The following is a 22,766-nucleotide window of genomic DNA, read 5'->3' as shown; positions in this document are numbered from 1 at the left end:
TGCACCCCGTTGCATTGACGGCGGCCGAGGGCTTGAGGGATCACCCCTTCAGGCTGTCCAGATCCTTCTTCGCCCGCTCCAGCTGGGTGATGCGCGCCTCGATGCGGGCCAGGGTCAGCTTGTCTGTGGTGGTACCGCGGGCCACCACCAGCTCGTCGATGGCCGCCTGATAGTCACCGCGCAGGGAGAGGGTCTCCGCCCGCGCCATGTGCAGATCCGTCATCCGGCCCGACTTGCGATAGGCGTCCGACAACAGGCTCCAGGCCAGGCTGTTCTCCTCGTGCTCGCGGGCATAGGGGTCCAGGATGGCGATGGATTTCTGGTAATTTCCCCCCTCCAGATAGGCGTTGCCGAGGTTGACCACCACCACCTCGTTGTCCGGCATCCGGGTGCGGAAGCGCTCCAGCCGGGCGATGGCCTGGGCGTTGCGCCCCTTGGCGAGATCGATGTCGGTCATGGCGTCGAGCATGAACAAGTCTTCCGGATGGCGCGCCGCCAGCTCCTGCATCAGCTTGTCCGCCTCGTCGGTGCGCTTGAGCTGCAGCAGGGCCAGGGCCTTGCCGTAGAGGGCCGCGTCTTTGAGAGGGTAGTCCCCCTTCTGCAGCCGGTTGTCGAAGTAGCTCAGCAGCCCCTGGGGCGTCTCCGTGCCGTAGCGCACCTGGATGCGCACCTTGGCCAGCCAGAAGTCGAGGCTGGGAGGCAGGGTGCGGCGGCCATAGCTGCTGGCACGGGCGCGGGCCTCGCTGATCCGGGTCTCCGGCAGGGGGTGAGTGAGCAGCATCTCCGGCGGCTTGCTGGCGTAGCGGTACTCCGCCGCCAGCTTCTGGAAGAAGGTCGCCATGCCCATGGGATCGAAGCCGGCGTCATAGAGCGTCTTCATCCCGATCCGGTCCGCCTCGTATTCGTTGTCCCGGGTGTAGTTGATGGCCGACTGCATGGACAGGCCGAGGGTGGTCTGCAGGGCGGCGATACCGGCGGTGGGGTTGATCACCGCGAGCGCGATGGAGCCCACCAGGCCGGCCAGGGTCATGGCGGAGCTGCTGGCCTGGGACTCCATGTAACGGGCGATGTGACGCTGGGTCACGTGGGTGATTTCGTGGGCCAGCACCGAGGCCAGTTCGCTCTCGCTGTCGGCGTAGAGGAAGAGGCCGGTGTGCACCTTGACCCGGCCCCCCAGGAAGGCGGCCGCGTTGATGCTGGGATCGTTGATGAGGAAGAAGGTAAAGGGGAAGCGCACCCCGTCGGCGTTGGTGAGCAGTCGCTGACCCAGATCGTCGATGTATTCGCTGAGCACGGGATCGTCGATGATAGGCAAGCCCGCCCGGGCGAATCGCATGAAGGCATTGCCGTAGCGCACTTCCTGCTCGATGGGCAGGGCCGCAACCCCGGCGGTGCCGATATCGGGCAGCTGGTTATTCGCTTGGGCGTGGAAGGTCGCGCTCATCAGGGAGACCAGCAGGGGGAAGGATGCCATCAAGGGGGAAAAGCGGGCCACTTTATCTCTATCTCCATCAGAAAGTGCTCGGGCAGAATACCCTTGCCCATCAAGGCCCACAAGCGTTGTTTCATCCCGCCATCGCGGCCATAATGACGTCCATCATGAGTGATGGAGCCCTCCCTGAGATGGAACAGCATTGGGAACAGCTCGACCTGACCCCCTGGCGTTGCCCGGAACCCCTCATCCGGCTCAAGCTCTGGCTGCGTGAGGCTCAAAGCGGCCAGACCCTGCTGATCCTGCTGGCCGACCCCGGCTCCCGGCAGGACATCCCCGCCTGGCTGCACCGGCAGGGCCATAGGGTACAACCGTTGCAGGAGACAGAGACCTGTCTTCGGCTGCGACTCGTGGTCGGCGCCCCATCCCCATGACGCCCTCTCTTTGCACTCCGCCGTCGGGTTCATGCACGATGCATGACCCAGTAATGTAAGGAAGCTCCGATGTTAGAAGTCCTGAAGCGCTGGTACCAGACCCGCTTCTCCGATCCCGATGCGGTCACCCTGTTCCTGCTGCTGGTGTTCTGCTTCGCCGTGCTCTGGCTGTTTGGCGATATCCTGGCGCCACTGCTTGTCGCACTGGTGATGGCCTACCTGCTGGAGTGGCCGGTGAGCCGGCTGCAACGGGCCGGGCTCTCCCGCACCCTGGCCACCAGCCTGGTGGTGCTGCTGTTCATCGCACTCACCGTCATGGCCTTCCTCGGGCTCATTCCGACACTGGTGAGTCAGGGCATCAACCTGGCCAAGGAAGCGCCCTCCATGCTCAACCACGCCCAGGACTATGTGCGCGCCCTGCCGGAGAAGTACCCGGAGATCATCGACGTCAGCCTGGTCGAGACCATCATCGACAACATCCGCCAGCGCATCCTGGCGGGGGGCGAGCAGTTGGTGAGCGCTTCCCTGAGCTCCCTGGTCAACGTGGTCGCCATCCTGGTCTACGCCATCCTGGTGCCCCTGATGGTGTTCTTCATGCTCAAGGACAAGCAGGTGCTGATGGGGGGGCTGCGCCGCTTCCTGCCGCGCAACCGCACCCTGGTGAACCGGGTCTGGGTGGAGATGAACGACCAGATCATCAACTACATCCGCGGCAAGGTGATCGAGATCCTCATCGTCGGCATCGCCACCTATGTGCCCTTCGCCCTGATGGGACTGCGTTACTCCGTGCTGCTGGCGGTGGCGGTGGGCTTCTCCGTGCTCATCCCCTACATAGGGGCGGTGGCGGTGACCGTGCCCGTGGCCATGGTGGCCCTGTTCCAGTGGGGGCTGACCCCGGACTTCGCCTGGCTGATGGTGGCCTATCTGGTCATCCAGGGGTTGGATGGCAACCTGCTGGTACCCCTGCTCTTCTCCGAGGCGGTCAACCTGCACCCTGTGGCCATCATCATCGCCGTGCTGGTGTTTGGCGGCCTCTGGGGCTTCTGGGGGATCTTCTTCGCCATTCCCCTCGCCACCCTGGTCAAGGCGGTGATCAATGCCTGGCCCAAGCGCGAGGAGCTGCCCCGCCCCGCCCCTTGATCCCGGGGCATGATCAGAGAGCGAGAGAGGCCCAGGCCTCTCTCGCTGTTTCTGGCCGGTATTACCTGAAGAATGGCCCCATACAGACGTCATCCCCCCTGAGACAGTTCCCATTGAACACCCTGCCACGATTTTCTGAACAGAAGCTGGCAACCTTAGGCTATCGGCTTGAATTTAAAATAAAAACAAGCTTCACTGATGGCGTTCCCGGCCCATGATATCTCCCAGGCCGACCAGACCATGAAGGATCCCGCCATGCCCCCAGTTCTCGCCCTGCGTCACGCTTCCCTTGCCGGTCTGATCACCTTGCTGCTCGCGGCCCCCGCCTGGGCCGAGATCGATCTCGGCTCCCTCGATGTATTCGCTCAGGACAGCCCCACCAGCCCGGTGCCCAAGGGGCTGGTGCTGGGGGGCGCCGTCATCGCCGGCAACGCCCGCTACCAGGGCCAGGATGACACAGCCCTGGCCGTGCCGGGTTTCGTCTACTTCGGCGAGCAGTTCATGTTCCTCGGGGACAGGGCTCGCTACTACTTCCACAAGGATGACAGCTTCGCCGCCTACGCCTATGGCAGGATGCGCTTTGGCAACCTGGATCCCGACGATGCCCCTGAATTGGCCGGCATGGAGGAGCGAAAATGGGAGCTGGAGGGGGGCGTCGGCGCCAGCCTCATCACCCCTTACGCCCTGCTCAGCACCCGCCTCAGCACGGACGTGACCGGACGCAGCAACGGCCAGGAGCTGCTGCTGTGGGCCGACTTCCCCATCATTCGGGACAAGCTGCTCATCATGCCCGGCATGGGGGTGATGATCCGCAGCGACAAGATGGCGAACTACTACTTCGGCGGCGTCTCCGGCAGCGAGGCCACCGCCCAGCGCCCCGAGTGGGACACGGGCACCACCTTCTCCCCCATGGCGGCCCTCATCACCAGCTACCGCTTCAGCCCCCACTGGATCGGCATGTTTGCCGCCAACTACGAGCTCTATGACAACGATGTGGAGAACAGCCCCATAGTCCAGCACCAGGGCGAACTCTACGCCGGCTTCGGGGTCGGCTATATCTGGTAAGCGGTTGTTCGTCGCAATCCATCTCAAACAAGAAGGGAGCCCGAGGCTCCCTTCTTCTCAATCAGATGGTGGCTGACACGCCTCAGAGCGTCGCGAGAAACGCCGCCAGCGCCTGGTTGACGAATGCCGGGTTCTCCAGGGTCGAGATATGGCCCGCCGCCGGGATCTCCTTGAAGGGACAGCCGAGGGTCTCGGCCATCAGATAGCCTTCCAGCACGGGGCGCGCCTTGTCCTCGCAGCCTGTCATCACCAGGCTCGGCACTGTGATCTCTTCGAGCCACTCCATGCGATCCTCCCGGGTCACGAAGCTACGCCCCACCGCCACCAGGCTGGCCACCTTGGCCGCCGGCCAGCTGGCAAGCCGCCCCTTGAAGCCCTCCATCAGCGCCGCATCCGGCTGATGGGCGAAGAACAGGGGCGCCACCTGATCGATGATGGGGGCCGGCAGGCTGCCGATCTGCTCGATGGCGGCCAGCATGGCGAGGTATCGCTCGCAGGTGATCTGGGGCTCCCAGCCAACGAAGGTGTCCATCAACACCAACACCTTGAGACGGGTCGGCGCCAGTCTGGCCAGCTCCATGCCCCACATGCCGCCGATGGAGAGGCCGATGAGCACGAACTCCTCGACGCCGAGGGCATCGAGCAGGGCCAGGTGATCCCGGGCCAGGGTGGCCAGGGTGCAGGGGCCATCCGGCACGGGATCTGAATCCCCGTGACCCCAGAGCTCAGGCACTATGCAGCGGTACTGCCCCCTGAGGGCCTCGATCTGCGGCGCCCACATGGCGCTGTCCCACAGATAGCTGTGACCAAACAACAGGACGGGGCCCTGCCCCTCGTCCAGATAGGCCAGTTGGCGACCCGCTATCTCCATCATTTGCTTCATGTTTTCTCCTGTTGCCGGCAAAGGGGGCGGCAGTGTAGCACGAGGGCACCACCCCTGGCCTCTCCCGTGGCAAGCGCGCTGTGGGGACCCTGCCGCCAGACCGGCGCCCCGTCTCACCAGATGGCCCCCAGGCCGGATCCCGGGCAATAAAAAGCCGGTCTTTCGACCGGCAAAAAGGCATTGAATAACGGAAAACCGCTGCGCCATCAGGCGCGGATATATTTGGCCGTGCGCGGGAAGGCCTGCTCCTTGGCATCGAACAGGTAGCAGGCTTCGGCCGGGATGCCGACGCTGTACTGCTGGCCGGTGGCCACGTCGATGTCGGAGCTCGCCTTGACGGTGAAGTCGTGGCCATCCACGTCCATGTAGACGAAGGATTCGGCCCCCAGGTGTTCGGCCACCTGCACCACACCGCTCACCTTGCTGTCGGCATGGGGGTGATCCAGCGGCACCAGGTGCTCGGGACGAATGCCCAGCTCCACCTTGTCGCCGACCGCGCCGCGGCGCGCATCGACCCGCACCCGCACGCTGTCACCCGTGGTCAGCTTGACCACGGCCTCCTGCTCGCCGATCTGGGTCAGCTCGCCGCCGAGGAAGTTCATCTTGGGAGAGCCGATGAAGCCCGCCACGAACTTGTTGTCCGGGTTGTGGTAGAGCTCGAGCGGGGTGCCGAACTGCTCCAGGTTGCTCTCGGCCTCGCCCTTGAGGGGGCTCAGCACCACGATGCGGTTGGCCAGGGTCATGGCCTCCACCTGATCGTGGGTGACGTAGATGATGGTGGAGTTGAGCTCCTTGTGCAGCTTGGCGATCTCGATGCGCATCTTGACCCGCAGGGCCGCATCCAGGTTCGACAGGGGTTCGTCGAACAGGAATACCTGGGGCTGCTGGACGATGGATCGACCGATGGCGACCCGCTGGCGCTGACCGCCGGAGAGGGCCTTGGGTTTGCGGTCCAGCAAAGGCTCGAGGCCGAGGATCTCGGCGGCGCGCATCACCCGCTTGTGGATGTTCTCCTTGTCCATCTTCTTGAGCTTGAGGCCGAAGGCCATGTTCTCGTAGATATTCATGTGCGGGTAAAGCGCGTAGGACTGGAACACCATGCCCACGTTGCGCTCCACCGGCGGCACGTCGTTCATGTAGCGACCGCCTATGGTCAGCTCGCCGCTGGTGATGTCTTCCAGACCCGCGATCATCCGCAGCAGGGTGGACTTGCCACAGCCGGACGGGCCGACGAAGACGATGAACTCCCCTTCCTTGATGGCCAGGTTGATGTTGCGCAGGGTGTCCTTGTGGACCGCCGGATCGTAGTTCTTGCGAACCTTGTTGAGTACTACTTCAGCCATGTCGAGCTCCGCTCTTGAATCTTTGCAAATCGTGACGACAGGGGGAGAGGCTCCCCCGGTCATTAACCTTTTACGCCACCGGCGGTGAGACCACCCACCAGCCAGCGCTGTGCCAGCAGGAAGACCAGGGTGATGGGGAAGCCGGACAGCACGGCGGCTGCGGCGAAGTCACCCCACAGATAGTTCTGCGGATAGAGGTATTGCTGGGCACCGACCGCCAGGGTCAGATTGTTCACATCCGACAGCAGGATGGACGCCATGGGCACCTCGGTGATGGAACCGATGAAGGCCAGGATGAACACCACCGCCAGGATGGGCACCGACAGGGGCAGCAGGATCAGCCTGAATGCCTGCCAGGGGGTGGCACCGTCGATGGCCGCCGCTTCCTCGAGGGAGGAGTCGATGGTCTCGAAGTAGCCCTTGATGGTCCAGACATGCAGGGCTATGCCCCCCATGTAGGCCAGGATCAGGCCGCCGTGGGTATTCAGACCCAGCCAGGGGATGTAGTCCCCAATCTTGTTGAACAGCGCATAGATGGCCACCAGGGCCAGCACCGCCGGGAACATCTGGAAGATCAGCATGCCCTGCAAAATGGTGGACTTGCCACGAAAACGCAGACGGGCAAACGCATAGGCACAGGTGGTGGAGAGCGTCACTATCATCAGGGCCGTGATGCCCGCCACCTTGATGGAGTTCCACAACCAGGTCAGCACCGGGAACGGCGGCGGCGTGATGCTGCCATCGGCGTTGGTGATGGACATGCCGAGCGCCAGCTTCCAGTGATCCAGAGTCGGGTTGGAAGGGATGATCTCCCCCACCGCGAAGTTGCCGTTACGGAACGAGATGGCGATGACCATGATCAGCGGGAAGATGATCAGCGCCAGGAAGCCCCACATGACCAGGTGGGTTGCCCACACCCGGTATTTGACTGATTTGGGTTGTACTATTGCCATGTTGAAGCCTCCTTACAGTTGCTTGTCGGCTTTGGACAATTTCAGGTTGAGCAGTGCGAGCGCGCCGACGATCAGGAAGATGGCGGTGGCGATGGCACTGGCCAGACCGTAGTCCTGACCACCCGAGCCCTGGAACGCGATCCGGTAGGTGTAGCTCACCAGCAGGTCGGTAGTCCCGGCCGGCGTGCTCGCCCCTATGATGTCCGGCGCCCCGTTGGTCAACAGCTGGATAAGCACGAAGTTGTTGAAGTTGAAAGCAAAGGATGCGATCAGCAGCGGCGTCAGCGGCTTCATCAACAGCGGTACCGTGATCTTGAAGAAGTTCTGCACCGGACCCGCCCCGTCCATGGCGGACGCCTCGTAGAGATCCTCCGGAATCGCCTTGAGCAGCCCCATGCAGAGGATCATCATGTAGGGGTAACCGAGCCAGGTGTTGACGATGAGGATCATCGTCTTGGCCAGGAAGGGATTGGTGTACCAGTCCGGCTTGATGCCAAAGGCGGCCTCAAGGAACATGTTGATCTCACCGAAGTTCTGGTTGAACAAGCCCTTAAACACCAGGATGGAGATGAACGCCGGTATGGCATAGGGCAGGATCAGCATGACCCGGTAGAAGCCGCGGCCCCTGACTTGCTCCCACTGCACCAGGCAGGCCAGCACCATGCCGATGGCCAGGGTGAAGGCGACCGAGCAGGCAGAGAAGATCACTGTCCAGACGAAGATCTGCAGGAAGGGAGCCTGGATACCCGGGTCGGTCACGATGCGGGCGAAGTTCTTCCAGCCCACGCTCACCACGAAGCCCGGAGCCAGTCCCTTGCCGACGAAATGACCGTCAGCGTCTATGTACTGGTAGAAGCCGGTGTCGGGGTTGGGCAGCATCAGCTCCCCATTCTGGTTGTCACGCAGCAGGTTGCTGTCTTTCAGCATGACCCCGGACTTGAGCACGGCGCCGTCCGTCAGCTGGGTGTAGAGCGGCTTCTGGGCCGCGAACTTGCGCAGGCTGCTCATGGTCAGGTGGACGCTGCCGTCCGGCAACACCAGATCCAGGGCATTCAGGTGACTGCGATGGTCGACGATGGCGCGAATGGGCGCCGCCTGGCCGACGGCTTCCCCGTTCAGGGGTTGCAGCTGCACGACTTGAGGTTCACTCGATGCGCTGCCCTCGCGAACGGCCAGGGTGTGCGCCTTGTTGTTCTGCAGGTGAAGAGGCTGGCTGATGAAGGATTGATCGTCCTGCTGCAACAGCAGCTGGTACTGATTGTTCTCCCCGCCCAGCAGGGTGAAGTCGAACTCGCCCCCCGCCACCTTGTAGATCTTTTTCAGATGGAAATTGCGTGCCTGCTCGAGGGAGAGCAGGTTGGTGCCCGAATAGTTGGTGAAGGCGATGCCGATCGTATAGGCAAGAGGGAAGATGATAAACACCACCATGCCAGCCACACCGGGGAAGATATAGCGGTGTGCATAGGTCTTCTTGTTCATGAAGACATACAGCCCGACGGAAACCACCACCAGATCCAGCAGCGCGAACACCCACTCACCGCTGGCATACATCATCACGGCGGCATAGCCGTTGAGGATGGCGACCAGGGCAGCGATGGTCCACTTGAGCCAGGAGTGCTTAGCCTTCGGACCGGCATAGGATTCAATAGAAGGTACTACTTCCATGCCAATTAACCTTTATTACGCCAAGAGAGAGTTGAGAGAGTGGGAGGCCGAGGCGGCCTCCCGGGCAGTGCATGCTTACTGAACGATACGCTTGGCAGCAGTATCCAGGGCTTCGTCAACGCTCTGACGGCCGGAGGTGACGTTCTTGAGGGCAGTTTCGAAGGAGGACCAGAAACGGCTCATCTCAGGCACGGACGGCATCGGCTCGCCATTCTGGGCGTTTTGCATGGTGGCCTTGATGTTGGCATCCGCTTCCAGGGTCTTCTGGAAGGATTTCAGTGCCACGGCACCCAGCGGCTTGTCGGCGTTCACTGGCGCCAGACCGGCATCGGTCAGCAGGTAGTTCTCGAGGAACTCGATGGCCAGATCCTTGTTCGGGCTGGCGGCGTTGATGGTCGCGCCCAGCACACCGACGAAGGCCTTGGCCGGCTTGCCGTTCAGGGTCGGCAGCGGGGCTACGCCGTACTTGATGCCGCTCTTGTCCAGGTTGCTCCAGGCCCAGGGACCGTTGATCATCATGGCCACTTCGCCCTTGTTGAACTTGGCATCCATGACACCGTAGTCGATGCCCTTCTCCAGGTGACCGGACTTGATCATCTCGGAGATGTAGCCCACGCCCGCCTTGGCGCCCGCGTTGTTCACGCCGGTGTCTTTCACGTCATAACCGGTAGCGGTTTTCTTGAAGGCGTAACCCCCGTTGGCAGCCACCAGGGGATAGCTGAAGTAGGGGGTGTCATAGGCCCACATGATGGCGCGCTTGCCATTTTTCTTCAGATCTTCGTCGATCTTGGCGATCTCTTCGAAGGTCTTCGGCGGGTTCGGCAACAGATCCTTGTTGTAAATCAGGCTGACGGCTTCAACCGCGACCGGATAGCCGTAAGTCTTGCCATCGACGGTCATGGCATCCCAGGCGAACTGCTCGAACTTGGCCTTCTCGGCGGCATTCGGGGTCACGGGAACCAGCAGACCGGCCTTGACCCACTCACCGTAACGGTCGTGAGCCCAGAAGAAGATGTCAGGACCGTTGCCAGTGGCAGCGGCTTGCTGGAATTTCACTTCAACCTGATCCGGGTGAGCCACGGTCACCTTGATGCCGGTCTCGGCTTCGAATTTCTTGCCGACTTCGGCCAGGCCGTTGTAGCCCTTGTCACCGTTGATCCAGATGGTCAGTTGACCTTCATCAATGGCGGCGGTGGCAGAGCAAGCCACGCCAAGGGTAGCCAGACCGATCAGGGATGACAGCAATTTCTTTTTCATGAGCCTTTCCTTGTATGAGTTCCGCGCTGTAAGAGCATTGTGTGCAAGTGAATATTATCCCAAGCCGTTCATGCCTCACATGACACGCCTCGCATTTTTGAAATGCAATTACGTATTTTCTTCCAGAAAGTTCTGAAAACATTTTCTTATTTCGGCGAATACCGGGGGTTTATTCCCTTATTTTTGACTTCACCAAGAAATATAATTACCAATCAGTAATGAAATTACATCAATGAAAGGGGTTTCACCCCCCTGAAAACCCTTTCACATCCTTTATTTTGTTCAATGTGTTAACAAAATACCGAGTCGATTTCGATGTGCGCCAACCCCTTAAATAAAAAGACACCAGGGCGAGCCCTGGTGTCTTTTTGCCAGAAATGAAGCCTGGATCACATTATGACTGGCGCAGCAGCTGATCCTTGAGGTTGGGCGGCACGCCACGGATGGTCAGGGTGTCAGTCTGGGGATCGTAAAACACGCGGCTGTTCAACAGCTTCTGCTCGAAACTCAAAGTAAGGCCGCCGCCCGAGCCGACGAATTTCGTCAGACCTCGCAGGGTGGATCTGTCCGCCGGGAAGCGATCCTCCAGCTCGTATTCCTGGCCGATGAAGCTATAGAAGTCGAGATCCCCCTCGTCTTTCGCACAGAGCTCGGCCGAGAGCTCTTTTATCTCTATCTCCTCACCGGCGCTCGCCTGCTCGGTGCAATATTTGAAGACCTGCTTCTTGTATTCATTGCGCTCGGCGGGTTCGAGCTGGCGGCTGTCACAATAATCATCCACCGCCTGCAGCAACCCCTTGTTCTGCACCTTGGCATCCATGCCTTCACGGGCACCCAGATAATCCATGAAGAAGTCCCCCAGCTTGCGGCCGACCCGCCCCTTGCTGAAGGTGATATAACGGCGGGAATCAGGCTGGGTCTTCCACTCGGTCAGGTCGATGCGGGCCACCAGGTTGAGCTTGCCGATGTCCAGATACTGGATGTGACGCAGTTCCAGCGCCTCGCTGACGGTGACGCTCTCCTTGCCCTCCAGCAGGGCAATCATCAGATAATCGACCCCCACGTAGTTGTATTTCGCGAACAGCAACACCCCTTGCTCCCCCAGGGCATGCTCCATCAGGTGCTTCACCAGCAGCTGGGTCATGGTCACCGAGAAGGGGACGAATTCGGTCTGCTCGCCGAGCAGCTGTTCGAGGGCGATGCGAAACGCGGGAGAAGGCTGCTTGGGGGCCTCCTCCCCTTCCGCCAGCTCGGCGACGGCCGCTTCCGGATCTGCGAAGAAGCCAAAGCCCTTGCCACCCTTGCCGTTGTAGATGCGATGCAGTTCAGCCATCAGCCCTTGCACCGCCTCGTCTGCGGGCAGGGTCTGGCTGCGGGTGTCGGCGTGGGGTTGACCATCGCCGCCCTGGCGCAGGGAGTGAAGGATGATCTTGTCGATATCGAGACTCATGTCACAAAGCCATAGTGTTAGCCGAAAGGGTGAAGTATTATAAGGCGCTTTGAACCGAGATGAACTGAAGATTATGCCCATCGTATCAAAGTACAATAACGAGCAGTTTGACGCCCTGATGAACGACCTGATCACCGCCCTGGAGAAGCACAAGGCGCCGGTGGATCTCAGTCTGATGGTGCTTGGCAACCTGACCACCAATATCATCAACGGTATGGCCCCGGCCCAGCGTCAGGCGATCACCGAGAAGTTCGTCCAGGCGCTCACCGCCTCGGTGGATCATCGTCACGATGCTCACTGAGTTTCTTCGCATTCTTTGACGTTTCTCAACCCTGATGGATCACTATGGTCGAAACCGGCAACCCCTATCGTGATAATGTCTCTCGCCTGATCACCTGGGGGCATTGGTTCTCCTTCTTCAACATCATCCTGGCCATGCTGATCGCGACCCGCTACCTGGGTTCCATCAGCTGGCCATCGACCACGCTCGGCGTCACCTATCTCATCATCAGCTGGATAGGCCATTTCTCGTTCCTGAGCTTCGTCACCTACCTGCTGACCATATTCCCCCTGAGTTTCGTGCTGCCCAAGGAGCGGGTGCTGCGCTTCACCTCGGCGGTCATCGCCACCCTGGCGCTGGTGCTGCTGCTCATCGACACCCAGGTATTCCAGCTGTTCAAGTTCCACCTGAATGGTCAGGTATGGCAGTTGCTGCTGGATCAGGCCCAAACCGAGGAGGGCTCGATCTGGAGCATCATCTTCGTGGCGGTGCCCACCATCTTCCTGCTTGAACTGCTGCTGTCGGCCTATGTGTGGCGCAAGATCAACAAGCGCAAACGCCGCCAGTACGGCAATCAAGTGGGGCTGGCCCTGCTGGTCTGCTTCATCCTGACCCATCTGGTCAACAGCTGGGCCGATGCGACCCTGTATCAGCCCATTACCATGCAACGGGCCAACTTCCCCCTCTCCTACCCCATGACGGCGCGCAGCTTCCTGGCCAAGCACGGCTGGCTGGATCTGGAGCAGTACGAGAAGAAGGCCGAGAACCAGGGCAGCGCCGAGCACAGGCTGCTCTATCCCCTGCGCCCCCTCAACGTGAACGCCCCTGCCGAACACATGAACCTGCTGGTGGTGGTGGTGGACTCCCTGCGGGCGGACATGCTCAACAACATCAACATGCCCAACCTGCAGCGCTACGCAGACAACCACCTCAACTTCCGCCAGCACATGAGCGGCGGCAACGACGACGTGATGGGCATGTTCGGCCTCTTCTACGGGCTGCCCGGCCACTATTACGATGACATCAGTGCCGACAAGCGTCCCCCCGTGCTGTTCGACGAGATGCTGCGCCAGGACTATCAGTTCGGTCTGTTCGGCTCCCTCGAAGATGCCCAGAAGTATCGCCAGAGCCTGCTGGCCGGCCTGCGCAAGCAGGTGTTTGTGTCCGAGCAGACCGACGACACCCGCCTGATCGCCGACTGGCAGCAGTGGCTCGGCAAGCGCTCGGCCGATCGTCCCTGGTTCTCCCTGGTCTATCTGTCGAGCCCGGGGGATTATCAGGTGCCCGCCGACGTGAAGGGTCCCTTCCAGCCGGAGCTGACCCGCTTCAATCCGGCCACCGCCTATAAACCGGAAAACCTGCAGAAGCTGGAGAACCGCTACAAGAACACCGTCTTCTATACGGATCAGCTGCTCGAGCAGATGCTGGAGCGGTTGCAGCAGCAGGGCTTGAGCGAGAAGACCATAGTCGTGGTCACCTCCAACCACGGTCAGGAGTTCAACGAGACCCAGAGCAACAGCTGGGGCTATGGCAGCAACTACTCCTCCTATCAGGTACAGGTGCCCTTCGTGCTCGCCTGGCCGGGGGTCGAGAGCAAGCCCGAGGAGCAGGCCAGCAGCCACCTGGATCTGGTGCCCACCCTGATGAAGGGCATGCTGGGGGTGCGCAACCCGCCGCGGGACTACAGCATAGGCCGTAGCCTGTTCGATACCAGCCCGCGCAACTGGCTGCTGGCGGGGGATCAGAACGACTTCGCCATCTACCAGGACAACACCATCACCCACTTCAACAAGCAGGGGGATTTCGAGTTGCGGGATCGTGCGAGCTACAAACCCATCAAGCACGGCACCCCGGACATGGGCGCCATGATCCAGGTGATGAACGAGCTCAATCGCTTCTATCGGAGCCACTAACAGGCACTGTGAAGCCTAAAAAGCCCGCCATTTCGGCGGGCTTTTTGTTGCCTGCAAGACCCATCCAAGACCTTCCCCCTGCACCCGCTCAGTCGGCCTCATTCAGCCCTCTATTGATAAATTTCACTGCAAACGTATGTCATCCACTAATGATTCATCAGTCAAAAATATCAGTCTGATCAAGATCATAAAAACAAAATGATAATGATTATCAATTCTTGATGAGAAAAGATTCATCTGCAATAATCCGCGCCCTTCAGGCTTAAATAAAAATCATTATCAACAATGAAAACACTACTGCACTACTGGCCCATGCTGTTGTCCGGTACAGCCTTGGCCGCCAGCGATCCGGCGCGGATCGACTCAACCGACATCAATCCGGAACTCAAGGCGCGCGAGACCATAGTAGTCAAAGGCCAGCGGATAGAGCAGAAGTTATCCGACGTGTCCGGCTCCATCACCGTCATCACCGAGGAGGATCTGGATCGCCAGGTCGCCACCGAGCTCACCGACGTATTCAAGAATGAGCCAGGCGTCTCGGTCACCGGCTCCGCCGGCCGACCCCAGAACATCATCATCCGCGGCATGGGTGGCAACCGGGTGCTGATCATCAAGGACGGAGTCCGGGTCAGCGACGGCTTCGGTGCCGACGATCTCAACGACAAGGTGGGCCGCTTTAGCTTCGATCTGGACGACGTCAAGCAGATCGAAGTCGCCAAGGGCGCCGGCTCCTCCCTCCACGGCTCGGACGCCATCGGCGGCACCATAGTCATCAGCACCAAGCAACCGGAAGATTACCTGCAGGGTCAGGATGCCTACCTGAGCAGCAAGGTGCTGCAGGATGGCAGCAGCGACAAGCAGAAACTGAGCGCCACCGGCGCCGCCAGGGTGATGGATACCGAGCACCTGCTGCGAGTCTCCGGCTGGCAGGGGCACGAGACCGCCAACTATGACGAGAGCCGCATCCCGGCGGATCTGGATGGCCTCAGCGCCTCCACCAGCTCCCGCTTCCAGCTGAACGACCATCACCTGCTGCGCCTCGAGCTCGACTACTTCGAGGACAATGCAAAGCGGGATCAGGGCCCCCTCGAGGTACCCCAGCCCGACGGCAAGTGGCAGGTACGCCAGTACCGGGAAGACGCGAGCCAGAAGACGCAAGGGGGCAAGCTGAGTTGGGAGGGGAGCGATCTCGGCACACAACTGGCCGACGGCTTCACCTGGAGTGCCTATGGCAACCACGCCAAGAACACCGCCAACAAGCGCAGCCTGCTGCAAAACGATCTGCTGAGCGGCTATCCCCGTTATCGCAGCGAGCGGGAGCTCGCCACCTTCACCGAGGACAGGGTCGGCACCGAGCTGGATGTGCGCCGGGATCTCGTCACCGGCGACATCGCCCACAAGCTGAGCTATGGCCTGGAACTGGAGCGCACCACCCACGAACGGCCGGTGGAAAAACTGAGCCTGGAGGCCGGCGTGCCCCAGCCCCAGCAATCCGCCCCCTTCAGCCGTGCCCGCACCGACCGGGCCGGGATCTGGCTGAGCGACGTGGCGACCCTGGGCCAGTGGCAATTCACCCCCACCCTGCGCATGGATCACCAGTGGCTCAAGCCGCTCGATGGCAGCAACGGCGAAAACCACAGCTGGCACCTCTCCCCGAGCCTGGCCGCCAGCTACCGCTTCACCGAGGAGTGGCGCAGCTGGCTGAGCTACGCCAACGGCTTCCGCGCCCCCTCCTATGACAAGGTGTACGGCAACATCCCCCACTACTTCGCCCTGCCGCCGTTCGAGATCATCGCCAATACCGAACTGGAGGAAGAGACCAGTCACAGCTTCGAGTGGGGTCTGAGTGGTGAGGGGGAGAACTGGAGCATCAAACCGGCCCTGTTCTACAACCGCTACTACAACTTCATCGACTGGCGTGAAGTGGGCCTGCGCCTGCGAGACGGTGTCTACCTGCGCCAGTACCGCAACGTGGCCAAGGCCGAAACCTGGGGCGCCGAAGTGGCCGCCAGCTACTGGCTGACCCCGGAGTGGGAACTCGCCACCAAGCTCGGCTGGGTCGACGGGCAAGACAGCCAGGGCGAGTCCCTGCGCACCCTGACCCCGCTGGAGGGCAACACCCGCCTGACCTATCAGGCCAACGACTGGAGCCTGGGGCTGCAGGCGGACTATGCCGCCGCCATGGACCGGGTGCCCACCTGCAGCAACAGCCTGACCGGCAGCCAGGGTGACTGCTTGAAGAGCGCCGGCTGGTTCAGCATGGCGGTGACCGCCGACTGGCTGGTCACCGATGCCCTCAAGATCAACCTCAAACTCGATAACCTGTTCGACACCCGCTACACCCGCTATCAGGATGTGGCCGGGCTGGAAGCCGGTACCGATGCAGGGCTCTTCACCCAGACAGGCCGCTCCCTGAGCGCCAGCCTGCGCTACACCTTCGTGGGGCTCTGATGCGCAGCCTATTGATACTGGCCAGCCTGCTGGCCACCCCGGCGCTGGCCGCAGGAGAGGCGCCGCGGATCCCCGAGCGTCCCACCCTGATGAAGGGCGAGATAGCCAGGGTCGATCCCTACGGCGGCTGGCGCGACGACAGCCGCAGCTCCCCCGAGTTGCTGACCCTGCTGCGCGAGCAGAACCGCTGGACCGAGCAGCAACTCGCCGACCAGCAGCCCCTCGAGAAAGCCTTGCAAGCCGAATGGCAGGCCAGGGAGCGGGGCGAACCCATGCCCGTGGAGTGGCTGAGCCAGGCCGGCAGCCAGTGGCGCATGGGCGCAGACGGCAGCCTGTGGCAGCGAAACGATGAGCAGGCTGAGCCCCGCCAACGGTTGGCGCCGCGCCAACCGGCGGGCGGCTACTACGAGCTCGCCGCCTGGTCTCTGCACCCGAACGGGCGCTGGCTGGCCCTGGCCGAAGACAGCCGTGGCGACAGGGACTACCGCATCAGCCTGCTGGATCTGGCGAGCGGCGAGACCCTGGCCACCCTGCCCCACAGAGCCAGCGACCTGCTCTGGAGCCTGGACGGCAAGCGCCTCTACACGGTCGCCAACGAGCGCCACACCCTGCGCCCCTGGCAGCTATGGGCCTGGCAGGACGACAAGGAGACCCTGGTACACCAGGAGCGGGACCCCGCCTGGTTGCTCAGCCTCTATCGCACCACGGACAAGCGCCACCTGATCCTGCAGAGCAACAACCACGACAGCTCGGAGCAATATCTGCTGGATGACGGCTTGGCGACCCTCGTCAAGGCGCGCCAGGCCGGGCTCGAGTACTACCTGGATACCCAGGGGGATCGCGTGCTGATCAAGAGCAATCTGGACGGGGATCTCGGCCTCTATCAGGCGAGCAACCTGGCCGAGGTAGCCAGTCAACCCTGGCAGCCGCTCTGGTCCGGACAGGATCGCAGCCTCGAGAAGTGGCGCCTGTTCGAACACCATACCGTGCTGCAATACCGCAAGGAGGGGGACGACTGGCTCGACGTGCTCGGCGCCGACGGCAAGCTGACTCACAGCCTGCCGCTGACAGAGGGAGCCGGCACGGCCTGGATCCAGGGCAGCCAGGATCCGGCCAGCAATAAGGTGCTCATTCGCCGCCAGGGCATGGCCGAGGCCCCGCACCAGCGCTGGCTGAACCTGGACTCGGGCCAATGGCAGGCCGAGGGCAAACCGGCCGAGGAATCCCCCTACCAGAGCGAGCGGCGCTGGGTGCAGGGCAAGGACGGGGTCAAGGTGCCGGTCTCCCTGGTGTGGCGCAAAGACATCGGCGCACCCAAGGCGCTGCTGCTCTACGGCTATGGCGCCTACGGCACTCCCATGCGCCCCTACTATCAGCCCCAGGTGCTGAGCCTGCTGGATCGCGGCTTCGTCTACGCCATCGCCCATGTGCGCGGCGGCGGCCTGCTCGGGGATCTGTGGTACCGGGATGGTCGCGGTCAGCAGAAGCAGCACAGCGTGGATGACTTCTTGGCTGTGGCACAGAGCCTGTCCCGGGATCCCGCCATCGATCCTGACAGGCTGTTCGCCATGGGGGGCAGCGCCGGCGGCCTGCTGGTGGCCGCCGCCCTCAACCAGGCACCGAGCCGCTTCGCCGGCGCCGTGCTGCAGGTGCCCTTCGTCGACCTGCTGGGCACCATGAACGACCCCGAGCTCCCCCTCACCCGGCAGGAGTATGCGGAGTGGGGCAATCCCGCCGTGGCAGCAGATTACGCTGCCATGCGTCGACTCAGCCCCTATGACAACCTGCATGCCGCCCCCTACCCGCCGCTTTATGTGACGGCAGGGCTGCACGACAGCCAGGTTCCCTACTGGGAGCCCCTCAAGTGGCTGGCCCGCCTGCGAGCCCACAGCACGGGCACGGGTCCCTACCTGCTCAGCACCGAACTCGAGGGGGGACACCTTGCCAACCCCAACACCGCCACCCAGCGGGCAGCCCGGGAGTATGCCTTCCTGCTCTCCCTCGCCGGAGTCCAGCACTGATGCCTGCACTCACCTCCTATCTTCCTGTTTTGGAGTCACCTATGAAACCCTCTTCCCTGGCCCTCTGGCTGGCGGCCACCCTGTTCGCCCAGCCCCTGATCGCGGCCGAGCTCACCTATATCGATGAGGCGCCGCTCTCCACCACGCCTCAAGCCTGGCTCGAGAGCCGCCTCGGTGTGACCCTGGCCCCCGACTACGACAGGGCCAGCCTGCTCGGCCACCACTATAGCTTCCGTCAGCTGGTCAACGGTCTGCCGGTGGCCACCACCCAGGCCGCCGTCAGCATAGACGCGGCCGGCAAGCCCTGGCGCCTCTATCACAACCTGCGCCCGCTGCAGAGCACGGCGCCCGGTTGCGACCCCAACACCAGCCTGGATCCCCTGCTCACCAGCCTGCGGGATGCAGGTGCCCAGATAGACCCGCTCGGCCCGGTCGAGGCCTGGTACTGGCGCGATGGAGAAACCCTGGTAGCGGCCCTGCGCCAGCGGGTGCGCGAGCACAAGGATGGCAACGCCAAGGCCGCCTACCAGCAGCTGTTCGCCAGCTGTGATGGCAGCCAGGAGCTCGGCCGCTGGATGGACACTGCCACCACGGCGGCCCCCTTCACCCCGGATGCGGGGGACGTCAGCGTCCAGGCTCGGGTGTTCGACCCGGATCCCCGCACCCAGTTGCAGGATGCCAGCCTGGTCTGGCACGAGTCCCTGGTGCTGGCGGACGCCGCCTATCAGGACAAGGTGGCCCTGCCCGTCACCCTGCAGGGCAGCGACTATGTGCTGAGCGGTCCCAACGCCCGGGTGGTGGATACCATGGAGCCCTCCACGGCCCCCTACAGCGCCGACAACCCGCAGGCCTTCCGCCTGACCCGGGATGATGCGGGTTTTGCCGACATCAACGCCTATTACCACCTGGACTTGGCACAGCGCCACCTCAAGGCGCTCGGTTTCGCCACCCTGATCCCCGGCGCCCTCGACATCGACACGGATGCGGGCTATCAGGACAACTCCCTCTACGATCCCTTCGAGCGCAGGCTGGAGCTGGGGCGCAGCGGGGTGCCCGATGCCGAGGATCCCATGGTGGTCTGGCACGAGTTCGGCCATGCGGTGCAGCACCACATAGTGCCGGATCTCGGTGACGAGGCGGACTGGGGCGCCATCGGAGAGGGCTTCAGCGACTATCTAGCCGCCAGCCACCGCCAGCGCAGCGAGGCAGGCCGCAACTTCGAACCGGCTATCGTCTTCAACTGGGATGCCCGCTTCACCGATCGTGCGCCGCGCCAGCTGGACGACATGCGCGCCCGCTACCACCCGGACTACACCTATCCGGCCCACAGGACAGTCAACGGCAGCAACGGGGATCAGCTCTGGGGCACCCCCCTGTTCCAGGCCCTGCTGGCCTCGGTCGCCGAACACGGCGAGGTGGCGAGAGACGAGTTCGATCGCCTGATCATCGAATCCCACTTCGGCCTGGGCCCGGCCATTCGCATGCCACAGCTGGCGCGCCTCACGGTGGAAACCGCCGAGCGGCTCTATCCAAATCGCCACTATGGCCGCCATCTGGAGCTGGCATTCCGTCAGCACGGCCTGTTGCAGGCCCCGGTCAACCTGGCCCTGGCCGATGGCAGCGCCATCGAGCTGGGCCAACCCCAATCCGTGGTGCTCACTCTGAGCAACCCGGGCAACAGCCCGGTGACCCTGCACAGCCTGGCCCTGGCCCTGCCGACCGGGTTGCAGGCCGACCCCTACCAGTGGCAGGCCAGCACCCTGGCGGCGGGTGCCAGCATGAGCACCACCCTGCGGCTGCTGGCCCAAAGCCCCCTCGCCTGTGGCGACGTGGCGGAGCTGCCGGTGACGCTCGGTCTCACCGGCGCCAGCCCGAGCGAGCGGCAATGGCAGCAGTCCCTGAGTCTGCCCATCGGCACCCCGGTCATCGCCCGGGCGAGCGGCCAGGCCCAGACCCTCAAGGATGCCCAGAGCACCGAAGAGAAGGGACTGAGCCAGGCCAGCCTGATCGTGGCGAAGAGCGATGCCAGGGTGAGCGGCGAGCTGCAACTGAACCTGGACTTGCAACACGAGGCCCTGGATCAGCTGGAGATCTGGCTCAACTCCCCCTCGGGCACCCGGGTACAGATCTGGGACAAGGGTTACAGCCCGCTGCCACGGCTCAAGGGGACCTTCCCGAGCGAACTGCAGTCCCTCCAGCCCCTGAGTCTGTTCAACGGCGAGCCGCTGGCGGGCCAGTGGACCCTGGAGATCGTCGACAACGCCCCCGGCAAGCAGGGCCGCCTCAACGGTTGGAGCATCAGCCAGCGCGTCGGCGCGCTCTGTGGTGACCCCGTTCCCCTGCCGGATGACGGCATCCTTCATTTCAACGTCTCCGACAGCAGCGGGGGCGGCGCCTTCAACCTGCTCTGGCTGCTGCCACTGGCGCTCTGGCGCCGATGGACTCGCCGCGGCTAAGAGACCTTATTCACCCTTAAATGGCAGAGAGGGGCCAGAGGCTCCTCCAAGGAACAAAGATGAAGATGAGAATGACTCCGCTGGCCTGTTTGCTGGCGCCCCTGCTCACCGCCTGTGGTGGCGGCGGTACGGATGAGGCGCCGCTGGCGGCGCCGGACTATCACCTGACGGTTGAGCTGCCCCAGGCGGGCACCCTGTGCGTCAACCTGAACCAGAACGATCAGTGTGACGCCGGCGAACCCCAGGTGAGTGGCGCCGCCGGTGCCCGCCAGCTGAGCGGCACCTCCCCCGCCCTGCTGACCAGCCCGCTGCTGTTCATCCCGACGGATGCCGCCGCGCTGACCCTGACTCATCCGGCGGCTCGCCTGGATGGTCAAACCTTGAGCCCCACGCCGCTCAGCACCCTGTTGCAGGTCCGCATCGGCGACGGACTCCCCCCCGCCCAGGCCTTGGCCGATCTGCTGGCGACTCTGGCCCCCCTGCAACCGGGCCAGGGTCTCGCCGCCCTCGGCCAGCTTGGGGCGTTCAACCAGGCCCTCGCCGAACTCACGCTGGCCGCCATCCAGGATGCCGGCACCCTGCCGGGGATCCCGGCCGGTGAGCGCCAACGCCAGATCTGGCAGGGCCTGGTCACCCTGCTGCCCGAGCTCGGCCAGCATTTTGCACAAAGCCCCGAGCTCCTCAGCCTGCAACCCCGTCTCGCTGCCGTGCTGAAGCAGCAGCAACCCAGAGCCCTGGTCACCGCCAGCGGCGTCACCACCTACACGGACGGGGTGGACTATCTGCTGACCCAGGAGCCTGCCGATCACCCTGGCCAGGATGCCAGCCTCAAGCAGGCCCCCTTGCGTTATCGCAAGCTGGACAACCAGGGCAAGCCGCTGCCGGACGGCGCGACCCAGTGGGATTGCGTGGAGGATCTCAATACGGGTCTCATCTGGGAGAAGAAGCTGGACGACCCGGACAGCCCGCGGGATCTGCACCGCGCCTTTGCCTGGGAGTTTGGCAACTACCACCCGACCCAGGAGGAGCGGGATTACGCCTGCCCGGACGGGAATGCCATCTGCTCCACCGAAGAGTACCGCCAGTGGCTCAACGGCCAACAGTTATGCGGCATCCGGCACTGGCGCCTGCCCCACGCCCAGGAGCTGATGAGTCTGCAGCATTTCGGCTCCCTCAATCAGCAGGATGGCCAGATTGCGACCCTGGATGTGCGCTACTTCCCCGATCTGGGAACAGGTCTCAATGGCTTTGACGGCTACTACTGGAGCCAGACCCTGACCCCGTCCCGTCGCCTCGAGAGCGTGCCCCTCAGCGTCATGGCCCCGCTCTTCTGGGGTGAGGATGCTGGCACCGATTACCCCACTCCCGTACAAACCCCTGATGACACCAATGCCCTGCAATTGCGCCTGGTGGCCGAGGTAACCCGATGAACAAGTTTCTCCTGACCCTGCTGCTCGGTCTCTGCAGCCCGCTGGCCCTGGCCATCGCCATCTGTGACGACAGCCTGCCCAGAACCAGCCCCAGCTCCCGCTTCCTCGATCACGGCAACGGCACCATCACGGACCGGACATCCGGCCTCACCTGGATGCGCTGTCAGCTGGGTCAAACCTGGCAGGGGAATAGCTGCAGCGGCGAACCGACCCGCCTCTACTGGCAACAGGCGCTGCTGACGGCCGAACGGATCCGTACCGAATCCAACCACGCCCTCCATGACTTCGGCGGCCACAAAGACTGGCGCCTGCCCACCATCAAGGAGCTAACCAGCATCCTGGAGTCCGCCTGCTACAAGCCGGCACTGAACGAGACCATCTTCCCCCGCGCCATGGCCGGCGACGGCAAGGAGGTGAACGACGGCTACGTCTACCTCTGGTCATCCACCCCCTTCCCCGCGGGCAAGACGGTGGCCTACCTTGACATCACCAGCGGCTCCGTCGGACTGCGTGCCCCCAGCGCCTGGGCCAAGCAGGTGTTGCTGGTTCGCTGACCGCCGGGACGGGGCCGGATCTCCAGGATCCGGCCCCGT

17 protein-coding genes are annotated in these 22,766 nt (G+C 63.0%); 10 read left to right on the top strand and 7 right to left on the bottom strand.

Features of this window, described 5'->3' with window-relative positions; genetic code table 11:
* Positions 1–40: 40 nt before the first annotated feature.
* Positions 41–1,495 carry a beta-barrel assembly-enhancing protease gene (gene bepA, locus ACT5M9_RS20100; protein ID WP_438549734.1) on the bottom strand — a complete coding sequence of 485 codons (1,455 nt, stop codon included), beginning with the start codon at positions 1,493–1,495 and terminating at the stop codon, positions 41–43.
* Between the two features lie 128 nt (positions 1,496–1,623).
* On the opposite strand from bepA, the gene ACT5M9_RS20095 reads away from it, so the two are divergent.
* The 3 genes from ACT5M9_RS20095 (at position 1,624) to ACT5M9_RS20085 (ending at position 4,071) form a co-directional block, all read left to right on the top strand.
* On the top strand, positions 1,624–1,866 hold the full coding sequence (locus ACT5M9_RS20095) for a sulfurtransferase TusA family protein (RefSeq protein WP_457979380.1): 243 nt from the start codon (positions 1,624–1,626) through the stop codon (positions 1,864–1,866).
* A 69-nt stretch (positions 1,867–1,935) separates the two neighbouring features.
* Entirely contained in the window at positions 1,936–3,006 is a 1,071-nt protein-coding gene (locus tag ACT5M9_RS20090; RefSeq protein ID WP_438549736.1) for an AI-2E family transporter, read from the top strand.
* Between the two features lie 255 nt (positions 3,007–3,261).
* Positions 3,262–4,071, top strand: a complete 810-nt coding sequence (locus tag ACT5M9_RS20085; protein ID WP_457979382.1) for a MipA/OmpV family protein — start codon at positions 3,262–3,264, stop codon at positions 4,069–4,071.
* Between the two features lie 82 nt (positions 4,072–4,153).
* Here ACT5M9_RS20085 and ACT5M9_RS20080 read toward each other — a convergent pair whose 3' ends face one another.
* The 6 genes from ACT5M9_RS20080 to yejK form a co-directional block, all read right to left on the bottom strand.
* On the bottom strand, positions 4,154–4,954 hold the full coding sequence (locus ACT5M9_RS20080; protein ID WP_457979383.1) for an alpha/beta fold hydrolase: 801 nt from the start codon (positions 4,952–4,954) through the stop codon (positions 4,154–4,156).
* A 206-nt stretch (positions 4,955–5,160) separates the two neighbouring features.
* On the bottom strand, positions 5,161–6,297 hold the full coding sequence (locus tag ACT5M9_RS20075) for an ABC transporter ATP-binding protein (RefSeq protein ID WP_457979385.1): 1,137 nt from the start codon (positions 6,295–6,297) through the stop codon (positions 5,161–5,163).
* Positions 6,298–6,359: 62 nt separating this feature from the next.
* Positions 6,360–7,250, bottom strand: coding sequence for a maltose ABC transporter permease MalG (malG, locus tag ACT5M9_RS20070; RefSeq protein WP_438549740.1), 891 nt, complete (start codon positions 7,248–7,250; stop codon positions 6,360–6,362).
* A 12-nt stretch (positions 7,251–7,262) separates the two neighbouring features.
* Entirely contained in the window at positions 7,263–8,915 is a 1,653-nt protein-coding gene (malF, locus tag ACT5M9_RS20065; protein WP_438549741.1) for a maltose ABC transporter permease MalF, read from the bottom strand.
* A gap of 75 nt (positions 8,916–8,990) precedes the next feature.
* On the bottom strand, positions 8,991–10,172 hold the full coding sequence (gene malE / locus ACT5M9_RS20060; RefSeq protein WP_438549742.1) for a maltose/maltodextrin ABC transporter substrate-binding protein MalE: 1,182 nt from the start codon (positions 10,170–10,172) through the stop codon (positions 8,991–8,993).
* A gap of 394 nt (positions 10,173–10,566) precedes the next feature.
* A complete protein-coding gene (gene yejK, locus ACT5M9_RS20055) occupies positions 10,567–11,622 on the bottom strand; it encodes a nucleoid-associated protein YejK (protein ID WP_457979387.1) in 1,056 nt (351 codons plus the stop codon).
* Between the two features lie 73 nt (positions 11,623–11,695).
* Here yejK and ACT5M9_RS20050 point away from each other — a divergent pair, with 73 nt between their 5' ends.
* The 7 genes from ACT5M9_RS20050 (at position 11,696) to ACT5M9_RS20020 (ending at position 22,727) form a co-directional block, all read left to right on the top strand.
* Positions 11,696–11,923 (top strand): YejL family protein, encoded by a 228-nt coding sequence (locus ACT5M9_RS20050; protein WP_043761594.1) that lies wholly within the window; start codon positions 11,696–11,698, stop codon positions 11,921–11,923.
* Positions 11,924–11,967: 44 nt separating this feature from the next.
* A complete protein-coding gene (locus ACT5M9_RS20045) occupies positions 11,968–13,815 on the top strand; it encodes a DUF3413 domain-containing protein (protein WP_457979388.1) in 1,848 nt (615 codons plus the stop codon).
* A gap of 285 nt (positions 13,816–14,100) precedes the next feature.
* Positions 14,101–16,266: a TonB-dependent receptor, heme/hemoglobin family gene (locus tag ACT5M9_RS20040; RefSeq protein WP_457979390.1), complete on the top strand. Its 2,166-nt coding sequence runs from the start codon at positions 14,101–14,103 to the stop codon at positions 16,264–16,266.
* The gene (locus ACT5M9_RS20035) at positions 16,266–18,287 is read left to right on the top strand and encodes a prolyl oligopeptidase family serine peptidase (protein WP_457979392.1); all 2,022 of its coding nucleotides are present in this window, start codon (positions 16,266–16,268) and stop codon (positions 18,285–18,287) included. The genes ACT5M9_RS20040 and ACT5M9_RS20035 overlap by 1 nt, the downstream gene beginning before the upstream one ends.
* Before the next feature lie 41 nt (positions 18,288–18,328).
* Complete coding sequence (locus ACT5M9_RS20030) at positions 18,329–20,743, top strand: proprotein convertase P-domain-containing protein (protein WP_457979393.1); 2,415 nt, start codon at positions 18,329–18,331, stop codon at positions 20,741–20,743.
* 71 nt (positions 20,744–20,814) lie between these two features.
* A complete protein-coding gene (locus ACT5M9_RS20025; RefSeq protein ID WP_457980592.1) occupies positions 20,815–22,173 on the top strand; it encodes an Lcl C-terminal domain-containing protein in 1,359 nt (452 codons plus the stop codon).
* Entirely contained in the window at positions 22,170–22,727 is a 558-nt protein-coding gene (locus tag ACT5M9_RS20020; RefSeq protein WP_457979395.1) for an Lcl C-terminal domain-containing protein, read from the top strand. Before ACT5M9_RS20025 ends, ACT5M9_RS20020 begins: the two co-directional genes overlap by 4 nt.
* The last annotated feature ends 39 nt before the right edge of the window (positions 22,728–22,766 follow it).

Source organism: Aeromonas sp. AE23HZ002T15, from assembly GCF_054165525.2.
The sequence above is the reverse complement of the archived record's forward strand: the minus strand, read 5'-3'. Positions and strand labels throughout refer to the sequence as shown.

What these genes read in the sequence shown, in the direction of transcription:
- ACT5M9_RS20095 (WP_457979380.1), top strand. Translation starts at nt 1,624, where the DNA reads ATGGAACAGCATTGGGAACAGCTCGACCTGACCCCCTGGCGTTGCCCG.
- ACT5M9_RS20040 (WP_457979390.1), top strand. Translation starts at nt 14,101, where the DNA reads ATGAAAACACTACTGCACTACTGGCCCATGCTGTTGTCCGGTACAGCC.
- ACT5M9_RS20090 (WP_438549736.1), top strand. Translation starts at nt 1,936, where the DNA reads ATGTTAGAAGTCCTGAAGCGCTGGTACCAGACCCGCTTCTCCGATCCC.
- ACT5M9_RS20035 (WP_457979392.1), top strand. Translation starts at nt 16,266, where the DNA reads ATGCGCAGCCTATTGATACTGGCCAGCCTGCTGGCCACCCCGGCGCTG.
- ACT5M9_RS20050 (WP_043761594.1), top strand. Translation starts at nt 11,696, where the DNA reads ATGCCCATCGTATCAAAGTACAATAACGAGCAGTTTGACGCCCTGATG.
- malE (WP_438549742.1), bottom strand. Translation starts at nt 10,172, where the DNA reads ATGAAAAAGAAATTGCTGTCATCCCTGATCGGTCTGGCTACCCTTGGC.
- ACT5M9_RS20075 (WP_457979385.1), bottom strand. Translation starts at nt 6,297, where the DNA reads ATGGCTGAAGTAGTACTCAACAAGGTTCGCAAGAACTACGATCCGGCG.
- ACT5M9_RS20030 (WP_457979393.1), top strand. Translation starts at nt 18,329, where the DNA reads ATGAAACCCTCTTCCCTGGCCCTCTGGCTGGCGGCCACCCTGTTCGCC.
- malG (WP_438549740.1), bottom strand. Translation starts at nt 7,250, where the DNA reads ATGGCAATAGTACAACCCAAATCAGTCAAATACCGGGTGTGGGCAACC.
- ACT5M9_RS20020 (WP_457979395.1), top strand. Translation starts at nt 22,170, where the DNA reads ATGAACAAGTTTCTCCTGACCCTGCTGCTCGGTCTCTGCAGCCCGCTG.
- malF (WP_438549741.1), bottom strand. Translation starts at nt 8,915, where the DNA reads ATGGAAGTAGTACCTTCTATTGAATCCTATGCCGGTCCGAAGGCTAAG.
- yejK (WP_457979387.1), bottom strand. Translation starts at nt 11,622, where the DNA reads ATGAGTCTCGATATCGACAAGATCATCCTTCACTCCCTGCGCCAGGGC.
- ACT5M9_RS20085 (WP_457979382.1), top strand. Translation starts at nt 3,262, where the DNA reads ATGCCCCCAGTTCTCGCCCTGCGTCACGCTTCCCTTGCCGGTCTGATC.
- ACT5M9_RS20025 (WP_457980592.1), top strand. Translation starts at nt 20,815, where the DNA reads ATGACTCCGCTGGCCTGTTTGCTGGCGCCCCTGCTCACCGCCTGTGGT.
- ACT5M9_RS20080 (WP_457979383.1), bottom strand. Translation starts at nt 4,954, where the DNA reads ATGAAGCAAATGATGGAGATAGCGGGTCGCCAACTGGCCTATCTGGAC.
- ACT5M9_RS20045 (WP_457979388.1), top strand. Translation starts at nt 11,968, where the DNA reads ATGGTCGAAACCGGCAACCCCTATCGTGATAATGTCTCTCGCCTGATC.